The following is a 15,050-nucleotide window of genomic DNA, read 5'->3' on the forward strand; positions in this document are numbered from 1 at the left end:
TCAGATTGGCAAGCTGTTCCTTCAAGGCTCGCCCTGCCCGATCGTTTCCTTGCGGCGCGCCATATAGGCCTCGAGCGCCTCGCGAACAGCCGGGTCCATGGCCGGTTCGACATATTCCTCCAGCGCCTTCTTCCACAGCCGCGTCGCGCGCGCCGTCGTGTCCAGCCCGCCGGCTTCCTGCCAGGCCTCGTAGTTCTGCCAGTTGGAAAGCATGGGCTGGTAGAAGGCGGTGGCGTAGCGCTCCAGCGTGTGCGGCTCGCCGAAGAAATGGCCGCCGGTCGGCACCGCGCCCAGCGCGTCCACCGCCAGCTCGCTCTCGTCGACGACGATGGGGCGCAGGAATTCCATCATGTGCTGCATCATCTCGACATCGATGATGAGCTTTTCGAACGAGGCCGTCAGCCCGCCCTCCTGCCAGCCGGCGGCATGGTAGACGAGATTGCCATGGCCGAGCACCGCGCCCCACAAAGCCATCAGCGTCTCATAGGCGCCCTGCGCGTCCGCCGCATTCGAGGCCGAGCCCGGCGTCGTGCGGTAGGGCAAATTATAGCGCCGCGCCAACTGACCGGAGGCGATGTTGGCCTTGGTGTTTTCCGGCGTGCCGAAGGCCGGCGCGCCGGATTTCATGTCGACATTGGAGGTGAAGGCGCCATACATCACCGGCGCGCCGGGACGCACGAGCTGCGTCAGCACGATGCCGAACAGCGCCTCGGCATTCTGCTGCGCCAAGGCACCTGCAAGCGTCACCGGGCTCATCGCGCCCATCAGCGTGAACGGCGTGACCGCCACCGACTGGCCGTATTCGGCCATGGTCATCAGCCCTTCCGCCATCATCTCGTCGAAGCGGCGCGGCGAGTTGACCGAAATGATGGTCGTGACGCCGGGATCCTGCGCCATCTGCTCGAGCGTCAGCCCGCGCGCGATCGCCATCATCTCGATGCCGTCCAGCGCCCTGCCCCGGCCGATCGCCGAGACATGGAAGCACTTGTCGGTCAGCGTCAGATTGGCGAGATAGGTGTCCATATGCCTGGTATTGGCCGGCAGCTCGATCGGCGCGCAGACCTGGTTGCCGAGCATATGGATGCAGTTGAAATGCTGCGCCAGCCGCACGAGGTCGCCATAGTCGCGCATATTGCCGGCGCGGCGGCCGCGCTCCATGTCGTGCACATTGGGCGGCCCGGCGACCAGCGTGAAGTTGATGGTGTTGCCGCCGAGATGGATGGCGTTTTGCGCATTGCGTGGGGTCAGCGTGTAACTGCTGCGCGTCGACTTTAGCGCTTCCTCGACCATGCCGCGATCGATCCGCACATTCATCGTGGCGTGGTCGACCCTGGCGCCGGCACGCTCGAACAGCGCCAGCGCCCGCAGGCTCATCACCTCGATGCCGAAATTTTCCAGGATATGCATCGACGCCTGGTGGATGGCCTCGATCTGGTCGACCGACAGCAGCGCCATCGGCGGATAGGGATTCTCCACCTGCCGCCGCGGCAGTTGCGGAATGGCGGCGGGTCCCCGGTTGCTGCTGCGCTCGGCGCCGCGCTTGCGTCTTGGTTCGCTCATGCGCGCATCAGAGCGCCCGCTTCGCAAGCCGGCTGTCAGGAATTCGCCGTTTGCCGGCGTGATTTTAGCCTAAGCGGCATTTTTCGAGATTGAAGAAAAGAATGGCGACACGAATGGTCGTAATATCGACAATCGGTTTTTCACGCCTCCCACGCCCGCGTTAAGGAACCGCGCAAGACTCCTTTTATGATTTCGGCCTATTCGTCTTCCCATGCGTAGGTCGAGTTTTAGTAAAATTGTCACTGTCTCCGTGCTGCTGGCGCTTTCGGCCTGCGCGACGGCGCCCAGCCACATCAACAATGTCTGCGCCGTCTTCGACCAGAATGACGGCTGGTTCGACAACTGGCAGTCCGCCGCCGAACGCACCGAGCAGAAATACGGCATTCCCGTTCCCGTGCTGATGGCGACGGTGCGCAAGGAATCCGGCTTCAAGAGCAATGCCCGCCCGCCGCGCACCAAGCTGCTCGGCTTCATCCCGTGGACGCATGTCTCGAGCGCCACAGGTTATTCGCAGGCGCTCGACGGCACCTGGTCGCAATATCAAAGCGAGACCGGCAACTGGACGGCACGCCGCACGAAATTCTCCGACGCCGTCGACTTCGTCGGCTGGTACCATTCCAAGACCGCTGACACCTTCGGCGTTGCCCGCAACGACACCTACAATCTCTATCTGGCCTATTATCTCGGCTGGACCGCCTATAGCCGCGGCAATCGCGGCGACGGCGGCGTGCAGAACTATGCGCGCGCCACCGACAAGATGGCGCAGGACTACGCCGCGCAGTTACGGCAGTGCGGCAACTGATACCCAGCCGGGTTTAGTGCCGCCTTGTCGTATCTTTCGGCTTTTTAACACCGGTTTCGGAAACCTCGTCACGGACTGCGTGGCGGCGAGCCCGCATGCCGGCCTCGCCTTGCTCTACGGCATCCCCGATCTGGTCGGCTTCCGCGCTGCCCGTTTTGCCACGCGGCCGGTTGGGCGCCGTTCCGGTCAAACCCGGCCCGGTGCCGTGCGCGTCGTCCGGCACGCCTTCATGCGCCGCGTGCTCCTTGTCGAACTTGATCACCGGCTCCATCTTGGCCAGCACCTCGTCCGAAAGCCAGCACAGGCTCATATGGCCGTCGCCGAGATTCTTCACCGGCGGCACCTTCGTCTCGCACAGATTGTCCGGCACCAGCTTCTTGTAGCCGCAGCGCGTCTGGAACGGGCAGCCGGTCGGCGGGTTCATGGCCGACGGGATGTCGCCTTCCAGCACGATGTGCTTCTTGACCACGCTGGTGTCGGCGATCGGGATCGCTGACAGCAGCGCCTCGGTGTAGGGATGGTAAGGCGGCGAAAAAATCTGGTCGGTCGTGCCCTGCTCGACGATATAGCCGAGATACATCACGACGACGCGGTCGGCGATGTAGCGCACCACCGACAGGTCGTGGCTGATGAACAGCATCGTCGTCTTGTTCTTGCGCTGGATGTCCATCAGCAGCTCGGTCACCGCCGCCTGCACCGAGACGTCGAGCGCCGAGACCGGCTCGTCGGCCACCACCACCTTGGCATCGCCGGCAAAGGCGCGCGCCACGCCGATGCGCTGCTTCTGGCCACCCGACAGCTGGCGCGGCTTGCGGGTTTCGAAGGCGCGCGGCAGCTTCACCAGGTCGAGCAGTTCCAGCATGCGCTGGCGCCGCTCGGCGACCGTCTTGCCGACATTGAACTTTTCCAGCGTGCGGATGATCTGCGAGCCGACCGTGTGGCTGGGGTTCAGCGTGTCGAACGGATTCTGGAACACCATCTGGATCGACGACACCGTGTCGACGCCGCGGCTCTCGATGCCCGTCGACTGGATTTCCTTGTTGGCTAAAGTCACCGTGCCGGAGCTCGCGGTCTCCAGCCCCAGCAGCACCTTGGCCAGCGTCGACTTTCCGCAGCCGGACTCGCCGACGATCGCCACCGTCTCGGATTCGCGTGCGGTGAACGAGATCGTCTCGTTGGCCTTGACGACGCGGCCCTCGCTGGAGCCGAACACCTCGCTGCCGCCGACCTTGTAGTATTTCTTGAGGTCCTGGATCTTCAACACCGGCGCGCCGGGCTCGACCTTTTCGTTGACCTTCTTGGCGCCGGGTGGCAGCGCCTCCCAGTCGATCTCGTTGAAGCGCACGCAGCGCGAGAAATGCCCCTCATGGCCGTCGACCGGAACCATCGGGATTTCGGCGGCGTTGCAAACGCCTTCGACGAAATGGTGGCAGCGCGGCCCGAAATTGCAGCCCTTCGGCCGCTCGTGCGGCAGCGGCAACTGTCCGGGGATCGAGATCAGCGGCCGCGAGTTCTTGTCGGCGCCAGGCAGCGGGATCGAGCGGAACAGGCCTTGCGTATAAGGGTGGCGCATCCGGTCGAACACGTCCTCTATCTTGCCGGTCTCGACCGCCTCGCCCGAATACATCACCGTGATCTTGTCGCAGGTCTCCAGGATGAGACCCAGATTGTGCGACACGAAGATCATCGAGGTGCCGAACTTCTCGCCCAGCCCCTTGACCAGCTCGACGATGCCGGCCTCGACGGTGACGTCGAGCGCGGTGGTCGGCTCATCGAGCAGAAGCAGCGCCGGCTTGGACAAGAGCGCCATGGCGATGACGATGCGCTGCTGCTGGCCGCCGGAAAGCTGGTGCGGATAGGAGCGCATCATGCGCTCGGGGTCGGGCAACTTCACCGACCGCACCATCTCCAGCGCGCGATTGTAGGCCTCTTCCTTCGACACCTTGTCGTGGATCAGCGGCACTTCCATCAGTTGCTGGCCGATCTTCATCGCCGGATTGAGGCTTGCCATCGGCTCCTGGTAGATCATGGCGATCTTGTTGCCGCGAATGGCGCGCAGCTCCTCCTCGGAGAGCTCGCCCATGTCCTTGCCCTGGAACTTGATCTTGCCGCCGACGATCTTCCCGATGTTGGAGAGGTCGCGCATGATGCCGAGCGAAACCGTCGACTTGCCGCAGCCGGATTCGCCGACGATGCCCATGGCCTCGCCGGGCATGACCGTGCAGGAAAAATCCATCACGGCCGGGATCTCGCCCTTGCGGGTGAAGAAGGAGATCGACAGGTTCTCGATCTCGATGATCGGCTGACCGGTCGCCTTGGCTGGATCTCGAACTGCCTCGTTCATGGGTCGCTCCAATCCCTGATCTTTAGAAGATGGGGCCGCAGGCCCCGCCATCAATCCTTCATCGATTGCTCACGCAGCGAATCCGCCAAAAGATTCAGCCCCAGCACGAACGACATCAGCGCGATCGTCGGCGGCAGCGCCGGGTGGATGAAGGAGCGCAAGAGGCGGCTGGCGTCCTTGATCGCGGTGCCCCAGTCGGGGCTTTCCGGGGCAAGGCCGAGGCCGAAATAGCCGAGCGTTCCGAGCAGGATCGTCGTGTAGCCGATGCGCAGGCAGGCGTCGACGATCAGCGGACCGCGCGCATTGGGCAGGATCTCCCAAAGCATGATGTACCAGGGCGATTCGCCGCGCGTCTGCGCCGCCGCCACATAGTCGCGCGTCTTGATGTCCATGGTCAGCCCGCGCACGATGCGGAACACGCCGGGGCTGGAGGCGAACACCACCGCCACGAAGATGTTGAGCTGGTTGGGATCGATGTGCACGATCTTGAACGGATCCTTGTCGAAGACCAGGCCGGTATAGATCCAGCCGCCGACGACGAGCGTGATGCCGAGCAGGATATAGAGCCGGTCCGGCCGGTTCTTGTAGCGGGTCCAGAACAGCACGCAGAAGAAGATGATCGGAAACAGGAAGAACAGCCCCGCCATCGCATAGGGGATGGGCGTATCCATGATGCCCGGCGTCACCAGCAGGTAGAACAGCAGGATCACCGGGAAGGCGAGCACCAGATTGGCAAGGAACGACAGCAGCGTGTCGATCTTGCCGCCGTAATAGCCGGCCGGCAGGCCGAGCGTGATGCCGACCATCAGCGCGAAGCCGGTGGCGGCGGGCGCGATGATCAGCACGATCTGGCTGCCATAGACCATGCGCGAGAACACGTCGCGCGCCAGTTTGTCGCCGCCGAAATAGTAGACCAGCTTCGACGCCGGCTCGATCGCCCCGGGCAGCGTGTCCTTCATTACCGAGACCTGGGCCAGCGGATCGAAGGGCGAGATGGTCGAGGCGAAGATCGCCGTGAACAGCCAGAACAGGCAGATGAAGACGCCGGCGATGCCGACGCCGCTGTCGAAGAGCTGGCCGTAGAGGCCCAGCCGCTTCTTGTAGGTGAAGCTGGCGCCCATCACCAGGATGAGCGCGGCCCATACCGGCCAGAAGCGCCAGAGCACGCCGATAACGACATCGAAGGCGTTGATATATTCGATCTGCATCGGCCTGCCCCTATTGAACCCTGATGCGCGGATTGAGGAACGCGTAGCCGACATCCGAGATGAGCTGGGTGATCAGCACGATGAACACCGAGACCAGCGAGCATCCGAGCAGGAGGTCGATGTCGTTGTTGCCGGCGGCTTCGACCAGCGTGTAGCCAAAGCCTTGGTAGCGGAACATCACCTCGACGATGACGACGCCGGTGAGCAGCCACGGGAACTGCAGCATGATGACGGTGAACGGCGCGATCAGCGCGTTGCGCAGTGCGTGCTTGACCACCACGCTGCCGAAGGACAGTCCCTTCAGCCGGGCGGTACGGATATATTGCTGCGTCATCACCTCGACCATCGAGGCGCGCGTCATGCGCGCGATATAGCCGATGCCGTAGATCGCCAGCGTGATCACCGGCAGCGTGAAATTGTAGAAGGTGATGCCCTGGCTGGCGGAGGCGGCCGAGCCGTTCAGCCAGCCGAGCCAGGAAGCGAAGATGACGGTGAAGATCACGCCCGACACATATTCAGGCGTCGCCGTCGACGCGATCGAGGCGACCGAGAGCGTGCGGTCCGTGCGCGAGCCTTCGCGCATGCCGGCCAGGATACCGATCAGCAGCGAGATCGGCACCATCACCGCCAGCACCCAGAACATCAGCAATCCGGTGGCGCCGAGGGCCGGAAACAGCTTCGCCCCGACCGTCGTCTTGAACTTGGTCGAGCAGCCGAAATCGCCCTGCAGCACGCCGGAGAATGTCGGCTCGGTCGGATCGTTGCAGAAAGAGAAGCGTTGCGTCGTCTTGCCGGTCGCCGGATCGGTGATCGGATGCTTCGGCAACACCCCCAGCCACTGGCCGTAGCGGGCGAAGAAGTTCTGCCGGTAGCCGTGATTGGCCAGCCAGCTTTCGAGCTGGTCGGCGGGCGTGTGCATCTCGGTCTGGCTGATCGCCAGCTTCTTCAGATTGGGCTCGAGATTGACGAGGAAGAAAACGACCAGCGTCAGGCACAGCATCGTGAGCAGTATCGTGCCGATGCGTCTGGCGATGAATGAGAACATGAGCACCCCCTGCCGGCCGGGTTGGGGTCAGATAGGTTCAACCCTGTTTCGGAAACCTGATGACGCCCCGCCACCGCTGCAGGACATGCAACGGTGACGAAGCTTGAGATACGAGGGGCTGTCGCCCCTCATATTCATCGCGTCATGGATCACGCCTTATCGAGCCAGACCTTGCCGAAGTCGTGCTCGTAGGTGGGGTGCATCGAGTGGTTCTTCACCTCGGGCTTGATGTTGATGTAGAGCTTGCGCCAGTAGGGCTGGATGATGATGCCGGAATCCTGCAGCGTCTGCTCGATGTCCTTCATCACAACCTTGCGCTTCTCCGCATCGGCGATGCCGAGCGCCTCGTTCACCTTCTTGTCGAAGTCCGGGTTGGCGTAAGCCGTCTCGTTCCAGGCTTCGCCGCTGCGATAGGCGATGGCGATGACCTGGATGCCCAGCGGACGCATGTTCCAGTTGGTTTCCGAGAACGGATACTTGGTCCAGTCGTTCCAGAAGGTCGAGCTCGGCAGCACGGTGCGCTTCACCTTGATGCCGGCTTCGCGCAGCTGGGCGGCGATCGCGTCCGTGGTGTTCTTGTGGTAGTCCTCGTCGTTGCTGATCAGCTCGTGCTCGAAATCGATCTGGCCGGCTTCCGTCAGCATCTGCTTGGCCTTGGCGATGTCGCGCTTGACCTCCGGCAGCTTGACGTATTCCGGATGGATCGGCGAGACGTGGTGGTTTTCGGCCGCCGTGCCGGCATTGCCGTAGCCGAGTTGCAGCACGGTGGCGTTGTCGACGGCAAGCAACATCGCCTGACGAACCTTCTGGTCGTCATAGGGCTTCTTGGTGACGTTGAAGCGCGACACCACGGTGGCCGCCGTCACGACTTCCGATACCGGAGCGCCGACATCGGCGATGATCTTGATGTAGTCGGCGGTCGTTTCGTGGTTGGTCTGGACTTCGCCGGACTCGAAAGCCGAGACCGTCGCAGCCGGATCGGTGCCGTAGTCGATGAACTCGACGCCGTCGAGGAAGGCTTCGCCCTGCCACCACTTGCCGGTCGTGCGGCGCTTGTAGACCACCTTCTGGCCGACGTCGTACGAGACCAGCTCGAACGGACCGGTGCCGATCGGGCAGTTCTTGAAGTTGGCGCCCTTCTCGTCGAAGCTCTTGTGCACGACCAGTGCCGGATAGTCGCACAGGTTCGGGATGATGGCGATGTCGGGCTTGGTCAGCTTGAGCTTGACCGTCATGTCGTCGACCTTGACGACGGCGCCGTCGCGCAGCTTCTTGGTCTTCTCGTCGACGAGCGTGCCGAGGCGGCCTGGCATCGAATTGCCTTCCACCGCCTTGTCGGCCCAGCGCGTGAAATTGTTGACCACGTCGTCGGCGGTGAACTTGTCGCCATTGTTCCATTCGACGCCCGGCCGCACATGCAGCGTGTATTCGGTGGCGTCGTCATTGATGTCCCAGCTCGCCAGCAGATACGGCGCGAAGGTGTATTCCTTGGTGTATTTCACCAGCGGCTCGAGCGCCTGGCGCTCGGCATTGGAGATTTCGGACCAGTCGGCGGTGCGCGGATCCTTCGGGTCCTTGACCGACATCGCGACCTTCAGGACGCCGCCCTTCTTGCCCTGCACGTCCTCGGCCCTGGCCGGGGTCGGATCGGCGAGGCCGAGCATACCATAGGCCATTGCCGTCGATGCGCCGAAGACGCTGGCCAAAGCCAGAAATTCGCGGCGGTCCACCCCTCCCGATTTGGCGTCTTCGGCCATTTTCAGGATGTGATCCGGAACGCGATCACCATTGCTCTTATAGATTGCCATGACTTACTCCCATTGTTGGCTTTCCGCCTTTTAACATTCCGCATCCAGACCGCGTTGTCAAAGACGGTTTGGGGCAGGAACATGTTAGGGAATGTGCATCTTTGGGTACAACCCGGTTCGCGCGATAGCGACAGTCTTGACGCAAATTTGCTAGCGCGACGCGATTTCCGAAAAAATCGCCACGGGCGATTAAATCAATACATTTTATAAGGATAAGAGCGGCGCGGCCTCAGTATTCGCGTTCGTAAAAGACGCCGCCCTTTGCTTCGCCGGCGTCATTGGCCTCGCCGCGCAGCTTCACGCCGCGGCCGACATTGAGGTCGATGGTCGCCTTGCCGGAGCCCGGCTTGTCGCCCTTCTGGATGGTCACATAGGTGCGGTCGTTGAGGTACTTGCCGGCCGAAACGGCGGTGCCGCCCTTCTCGTCCGTCGTGACGTCGAGATCGTCGACGCCGATGGCGTTTTGCAGGTTCTCGAGCAGCGAGGTCGAACCGCCGACACCCGCCAGCTGCGCCGCGGCGCTCGCAAGCTGCGCGATCTGCAGCGGCGACAGCTTGGACATGGATTGACCGAAGATGAGCTGCGCCAGCACCTCGTCCTGCGGCAGCGCCGGCACGGAAGAGAAGGTGAACTTCGGATTGGTCGCCTCGCCCGATACCACGATGGTGACCGTCGCGCTGCTGGTCGTCGTCGTCGCCGTCATGTTGAGATAGGGCACCAGCGAACCCTGGAACCCGATCGTGCCCTCGGTGAAGGTCAGCCGCTTGGCCAGGATGGTCAGCCGCCCGCGCTGCAGCGTGAAGGTGCCGATCGCCTGCGGCGACGAGGCCGGGCCGGTCAGTTTCAGCGAGCCGCCAAGCTCGGCGTCGACGCCCCTGCCCTGGATGAAGATCTGGTTGGGCGCGTTGACCGTCACATCGAGGGCAAGACCGCTGCCGCCATTGCTGCTGCCGCTGGCCGTCGCCGGCCGAAGCGCCTTGTCCTGCGCCCGGACGGCAGCCGGCGCGTTCCTGTGCTTCACATCCAATTCCGAGAGCGAGGCCGGCAGCCTGTCCGGGACGGTGATGACCGTTCTTGCCAGATTGATCGTGCCGGCAACCACCGGCGCCGAAACCAGCGGTCCTTTGATGGTCAGGTCGCCGCCGAGATTGGCGGTCACCACCCGGCCGTCGGTATAGCGGCCGTCGGTGAGCTTGATCGCGAGATCGGCCGGAAAACCCTGCGCCGGATTGATGCCGACCGTGCCGCTCGCCGACAGGCTGCCGCGCGTCGACAGCGTTCCGGTCAGGCGGGTGATCCTGGCGGCGCCGCCGCCGATCGAAACATCGGCCGCGATGTCGTTGACCGCGAGGCCCGAACGCGCGTCGATCAGGCGTGCGCCGGAAGTGTTGACCGTTCCGCCGATCACCGGCGACGACGCCGGACCGCGCACTTGCACGTTGACATTGGCCGTTCCGGTCAGCCCCAACCCCTGCGCGGCAAGTTTCGCGGCAAGGAAGGAGAACGGCACCTTGCCGTTGAAGTCGAGCACCAGCGCCGGCGTGCCAGCGGTCGTTACCGAACCGCCGCCTTTGAGGCCAAGGCCGGCGCCGTCGCTGATATTGGCGTCGAAGGCGAGCTTGTTGCCGGCGAAGGTTCCCGACGAAGACACGTTCATGCCGCCGAGCCCTGCCCCGCGCGTTTGAGAGGTCTGCACACCGGAAGCGTCGATGTTGAAGGCGACCGACGGGTTCGCCGGCGCGCCGGTCACCTTGACCGTCCCCGAAATCGAGCCGGCCGCGTCGAGCCCCTTCGAAAAACTGTTGGCGAGCGAGATCGGCACCTTGGCCAGATTGGCGTTGATGTCGAGCGCCTGCGCGACCTTGCCCGTCACCGTCGCCGTGCCGCCGCCAAGGTTGAGCACCAGCCGGTCGAGCGTCGTCACGCCGTTGGCGATAGTCACCGTCGAGGCCTGGGCGATCGCCGCCTTGATGCCCTGCACGGTCGCTTCGCCGGACGACAGCTGGATCGTCGTCGTGCCGTTGGCGACCTTCACCCGGCCGGCGGCCTTCGCCGGAATGTTCTTGACGGTGGCGCCGCCCGAAAAGCCGGTCCAGTCGCCGTCCCGCTTCAGATTGACATCGATGCCGGTGACGGCGGTGCCGCCGGAAGTGACGCTTTCGGCCCGCACCGTGCCGACGATGACGGGCGCTGCCATATAGTTCGTGATCTGCGCGTCGATGGCGACGTTCTTGGCGGAGAGGTCGCCGCGCTTGATGGCCGAGGTGTTCGCCTTGACCACGACGTCTGCGCCGTTGGCGGTCTTGGAGAAGGCGATCGTGCCGCGCACATTGCCCTCGGCCTTTTCCAAAGCGAGCGCGGCCAGCGGTCCGATATCGGGCAGGTCGAGCGAAACCGTGCCGACCGGCACGAAAGCATCGTCGAGCGCCAGATCGCCCGAAATCTTGTTCGGGCCGAGCGACAGCAAAAGCCCGTTGATCGCGCGGCTGCCATTGGTGGTGGCGAGCACAGCGCTGCCTTGCAGGTTTTGCCCGGCGACATTGCCGGTGAGCTGCACATTGGCGGCTGGATTGGCGGCATCGGCCTTGCCGGTAGCCGTCAGCTTCAGCCCGGTGATCTCGCGCGCCGCCACCAGGAGCCGGTCGCTGTCCACCGTCATCGACAGGTCGGGCGCGGTGACCGGGCCTTGCGCGTTCAGGGCAAAGGCGATGGCGCCCTTGGCGTCTTTCGACAGCAGCGACACGTCGCTCAACGCACCCCTGATGTCGGCGGCGAGCTTGCCGTCAACAAGGCTCGCCTGCCCGTTGGCGCTGAGCGCGCCCGAATTGAGCTTCAAGCCGTCGACATTGACATTGCCGTTGGCATCGCGCTTCAGCGCGGCGCTCAGCTTCGCGGTCTCACCGAGCATGCCGCGCGCCGCCGCCGGCAGGGCGGAAGACACAACATCGGCCGTCATATTGAGGTCGACGGCGCCGTCGCCCAGCGATATCCGGCCGGCGACCTGGCTGTTGAGCGCATCGCTTCTGAGTGAGCCGCTGTTGACGGCGACCGCATCGGTCGTCAGGCGGCCATTGACGTTGGCAGTGACCTTGCCGGCAATCAGCGGCGCGATCATCGGATTGTCGAGGGCGACCCTGTCCACCGACACCGTGCCGGAAACCGGGCCGGCTCGCCCCTTGAGGTCGAAGGCGTCCGAATGCAGCGCCAAGGTGAGACCATCCACCTTCGCCTGGCTGGCGGCAATCGAGGGTAGAATAGCGGACACATCAAGCCGCGCCTGCGTGCTTTCGCCCGCCATCTTTGCCGACAACGACTGGACCTCGACTTTGACCGGGCTCTCGGCGCTGCCGACCGTCAGCGGCAGGCTGGGTCCGGACGACGTAAGGTCGAGCGAGAAATCGCTGGCGCCGTTGGGGTTGAGTGTGCCGGCAGCCTTGCCTGAAATCTTGTCACCTGAAAGCGTGGCGTGGTCCAGGGCCACGCCGCCGGAAAGCGTATAAGTGCCGGCGGCATCGAGATCGAGCGGCCCGAGCCCCGCCTGGCGTGTCTGGCTGGTCTCGGCGCCCGCCACCTTGGCGTCGAACTGGATGTCGGGATTGGAGGAAGGACCCGTCACGTGCGCCGTGCCCTCCACGGTTCCGGCTCCGTCGAGGCCAGGCACGAAATCATTGGCCAGCGCCACCGGCAGGTTCGCGAGATTGGCCGTCAGGTCGAGGGTCTGACCGGCGCTGCCCGAAACCGTCGCCGAACCGCCGCCGAGATTGAGCGCGAGCTTCTCGATTGTGGTCACGCCATTGGCGATGGAAAGGCTGGAAGGCTCGGCGATGGCCGCCTTGATGCCACGCACCGTCGCCTCGCCGGAAGCGATTTCCACGCTGGTCGTGCCGTTGGCGATCTTCACGCGGCCGGTGGCGGTGGCCGGAATGCCGGAGGCGGTGGCGCCGCCGGTAAAATTGGTCCAGTCGCCGTCGCGCTTCAAATCGATGCCGATGCCGCTGATGACCGTGCTGCCGGACGTCACGCTATCGGCCTTGATCGTACCCGAGATCGCCGGCCCCCTCAGATAGTTGGCGATCAGCGCGTTGACGGTGATGGCTTTTGCCGCCAGATCGCCACGCGCGATCGAGGTGCTGGCCGCGTTGATGGTGACGGTCGGCGCCTCGCCCTCCTTGGCGAAGGCGATCGTGCCGTTGATGTCGCCGGTCGCCGTCTGATCCGCCAGCGCCGCGAGCGGCCCGATATCGGGCACGGCAAGCGTCAGCGTGCCGAGCGGCAGGAACTTGTCGTCGAGCGCGAGATCGCCCGAGACCTTGTTGTCGCCGAGCGCCAGGGTCAGGCCCTTGATCGACCGCTTGCCGTCGGCCGTCACCAGCGAGGCCGCGATATCGAGCGCCTGCCCCTCGGCGCTGCCGGTGAGCGAGATTTCGGCAGACGGGTTGGCGACATCGGCCTTGCCCTTGGCCGAGAGCTTGATGTCCTTCACCGTGCGGCCGGCCGCCGTCAGGCTGGCGCTGTCGGCTGAGACCGTGAAATCCGGCGCCAGGCGCGGACCGCTTGCGCTCAGCGCGAAATTGACCCCGCCGGCGAGCGGTGTGCCGGCGAGCGACGACAGCGGCGAGACGTCGCCCAACGTGCCCTTCACGCTGGCCTGGATGTCCGCTCCTTGCATGCTGCCGGTGCCGCTGGCGCTCAGCGAGCCGGAGGTGAGTTCAAGCGAATTGGCGGCGAACGCGCCCTGCGGATCGCGGGTCGCGGTCGCCGAAAACCTCACCCGCTCGCCGAGCAGCGAGCTGATCTGCGGCGGCAATGCCTTGGAGACGGCGTCGGCATTCATCTTCAGCGTCATCGACAGATCGGCGAGCGACACATCCGCCGTCAGCGCGGCATTGAGCGCGTCGCTGCGCAAATTGCCCTTCTCGATCGCCACGTTCTCGCGGCTGATCGTGCCGGAAAGATCGGCCGAGAGCTTGCCGGTCACCATGGGCGCCAGCGTCGCCACATCGGTCTTAAGGCCGGCGGCGGCGAGGTTGACGCTGACCGGGCCGCTGCGGTTCGCGACGTCGAAGCCGTCCGAGTGGATCGTGCCCGTCACATTGTTGAGCTGCGTGCCGCCGACGGCCACCGAGGTAAGGGACGCGCCGATATCGACCATCGGTGCCTTGCCGTCCCCGAAGACACGCGCCGTTGCCTTTTCGACCGCGACCAGGATCGGCGCGGCGCTGTTGCCGACATCGATGGTGACCGGCTTGTCCTTGGCGGAGAGCTCGACGGCCAGGTCGCTTGCGCCCTTCGGATCGACATTGCCGGTCGCGGTGCCGTGCACGGAGTCGCTCTCTATCGTGGCTTGCTCGATATCAACGCCGCCCGAAATGGTCGCCGTTCCAGCGACATCGAAGCTCGTCTTGCCGGCAAACAGCGACTTTATCTTCTCGGGCAGGAAATCTTCGAACTGGCCGTCGCCCTTGGCCTCGATACGGTGGCCCTTGTCGGTGAGCTGATGCCGGCCGGTCAGCTGGCTGATGATCTGGCCATCAACCATGAAGGTGCCGACGCCGCTCCAGTTGGCTAGAGGTCCGCTGCCGGTCACGACGATGTTGACAGGCGGCGCGTTCGGCAACTTCAGCAAATTGGCGATGATGCCGCCGGCCGGCTCCGATGCCTTGAGATCGAGGTCGAGCTTGTTGTCGGTTGGCGCGAAATGGATTTTGGCGTCGACATTGCCTTGCTTGCCGTCATGGCGGCTGACGTTGAGCACGCTCTCGACTGCCAGCGGCGACGGATCGGCCTTGAGCGAGCCCTTGGCGGCCAGTTCGGCAATACCGCTGCCGGCAAGCTCCTGGCCGAGCGCGATCTCCGGCAGGTCGATCGCTTTGACGTCGATCGACAACGGCAGGCTGCTCGAACCGCCTTGCGAGGGCTGCTGGCTCGGCTGCGGCAGCCGCGCCAGCTCGATGCGCTCGGCGGCAAGGCGGTCGGCGTTGAAATTCCGGGAGAGCAGCGCCGTCGGCGACCAGTCGAGCGCCACCTTGCGCGCCACCATCCAGGGGCCCGCACGGTCTTCCAATACCACGTGGTCGACCCGAAGCTGACCCGACCAGATGCCTTCGATGCCGCTGACCGTCACCTTGCGGTCCTCGCTCGAAGCCATCCTCGAAATCAGGCTGGCGAGGTTCTGGCGGCCGCCTTCGGTGCCGGTCAAAACGACAAGCGCGCCGATCGCCACGACCAGCAAAAGAAGCAGCGTGTAAAGGCAGATGCGGAGGATGCGCCAAAAGATCTTCAT

General features: G+C 64.3%; 7 protein-coding genes. 1 reads left to right on the forward strand and 6 read right to left on the reverse strand.

Annotated features, from left to right (window positions below):
* Positions 1-21: 21 nt before the first annotated feature.
* The gene (locus KVT37_RS03385; protein ID WP_217569604.1) at positions 22-1,560 is read right to left on the reverse strand and encodes a trimethylamine methyltransferase family protein; all 1,539 of its coding nucleotides are present in this window, start codon (positions 1,558-1,560) and stop codon (positions 22-24) included.
* A 211-nt stretch (positions 1,561-1,771) separates the two neighbouring features.
* Between KVT37_RS03385 and KVT37_RS03390 the strand changes: the two genes are divergently transcribed.
* Positions 1,772-2,362 carry a transglycosylase SLT domain-containing protein gene (locus KVT37_RS03390; RefSeq protein ID WP_217569606.1) on the forward strand — a complete coding sequence of 197 codons (591 nt, stop codon included), beginning with the start codon at positions 1,772-1,774 and terminating at the stop codon, positions 2,360-2,362.
* Positions 2,363-2,375: 13 nt separating this feature from the next.
* On the opposite strand, the gene KVT37_RS03395 is transcribed toward KVT37_RS03390, so the two are convergent.
* From KVT37_RS03395 to KVT37_RS03415, 5 genes are all read right to left on the reverse strand, one after another.
* Complete coding sequence (locus KVT37_RS03395; protein ID WP_217569608.1) at positions 2,376-4,706, reverse strand: ABC transporter ATP-binding protein; 2,331 nt, start codon at positions 4,704-4,706, stop codon at positions 2,376-2,378.
* 50 nt (positions 4,707-4,756) lie between these two features.
* Positions 4,757-5,914, reverse strand: a complete 1,158-nt coding sequence (locus KVT37_RS03400; protein WP_217569610.1) for an ABC transporter permease — start codon at positions 5,912-5,914, stop codon at positions 4,757-4,759.
* Positions 5,915-5,924: 10 nt separating this feature from the next.
* Complete coding sequence (locus KVT37_RS03405; RefSeq protein ID WP_217569612.1) at positions 5,925-6,959, reverse strand: ABC transporter permease; 1,035 nt, start codon at positions 6,957-6,959, stop codon at positions 5,925-5,927.
* 149 nt (positions 6,960-7,108) lie between these two features.
* On the reverse strand, positions 7,109-8,767 hold the full coding sequence (locus KVT37_RS03410; RefSeq protein ID WP_217569614.1) for an ABC transporter substrate-binding protein: 1,659 nt from the start codon (positions 8,765-8,767) through the stop codon (positions 7,109-7,111).
* A 229-nt stretch (positions 8,768-8,996) separates the two neighbouring features.
* The gene (locus tag KVT37_RS03415; RefSeq protein WP_217569624.1) at positions 8,997-15,050 is read right to left on the reverse strand and encodes a translocation/assembly module TamB domain-containing protein; all 6,054 of its coding nucleotides are present in this window, start codon (positions 15,048-15,050) and stop codon (positions 8,997-8,999) included.

The sequence above is a fragment of the Mesorhizobium sp. GbtcB19 genome, from assembly GCF_019091085.1.
Taxonomy (GTDB): domain Bacteria; phylum Pseudomonadota; class Alphaproteobacteria; order Rhizobiales; family Rhizobiaceae; genus Mesorhizobium.

Coding starts and splice junctions, on each gene's coding strand:
- KVT37_RS03410 (WP_217569614.1), bottom strand. CDS start 8,767: ATGGCAATCTATAAGAGCAATGGTGATCGCGTTCCGGATCACATCCTG.
- KVT37_RS03395 (WP_217569608.1), bottom strand. CDS start 4,706: ATGAACGAGGCAGTTCGAGATCCAGCCAAGGCGACCGGTCAGCCGATC.
- KVT37_RS03405 (WP_217569612.1), bottom strand. CDS start 6,959: ATGTTCTCATTCATCGCCAGACGCATCGGCACGATACTGCTCACGATG.
- KVT37_RS03385 (WP_217569604.1), bottom strand. CDS start 1,560: ATGAGCGAACCAAGACGCAAGCGCGGCGCCGAGCGCAGCAGCAACCGG.
- KVT37_RS03390 (WP_217569606.1), top strand. CDS start 1,772: ATGCGTAGGTCGAGTTTTAGTAAAATTGTCACTGTCTCCGTGCTGCTG.
- KVT37_RS03400 (WP_217569610.1), bottom strand. CDS start 5,914: ATGCAGATCGAATATATCAACGCCTTCGATGTCGTTATCGGCGTGCTC.
- KVT37_RS03415 (WP_217569624.1), bottom strand. CDS start 15,050: ATGAAGATCTTTTGGCGCATCCTCCGCATCTGCCTTTACACGCTGCTT.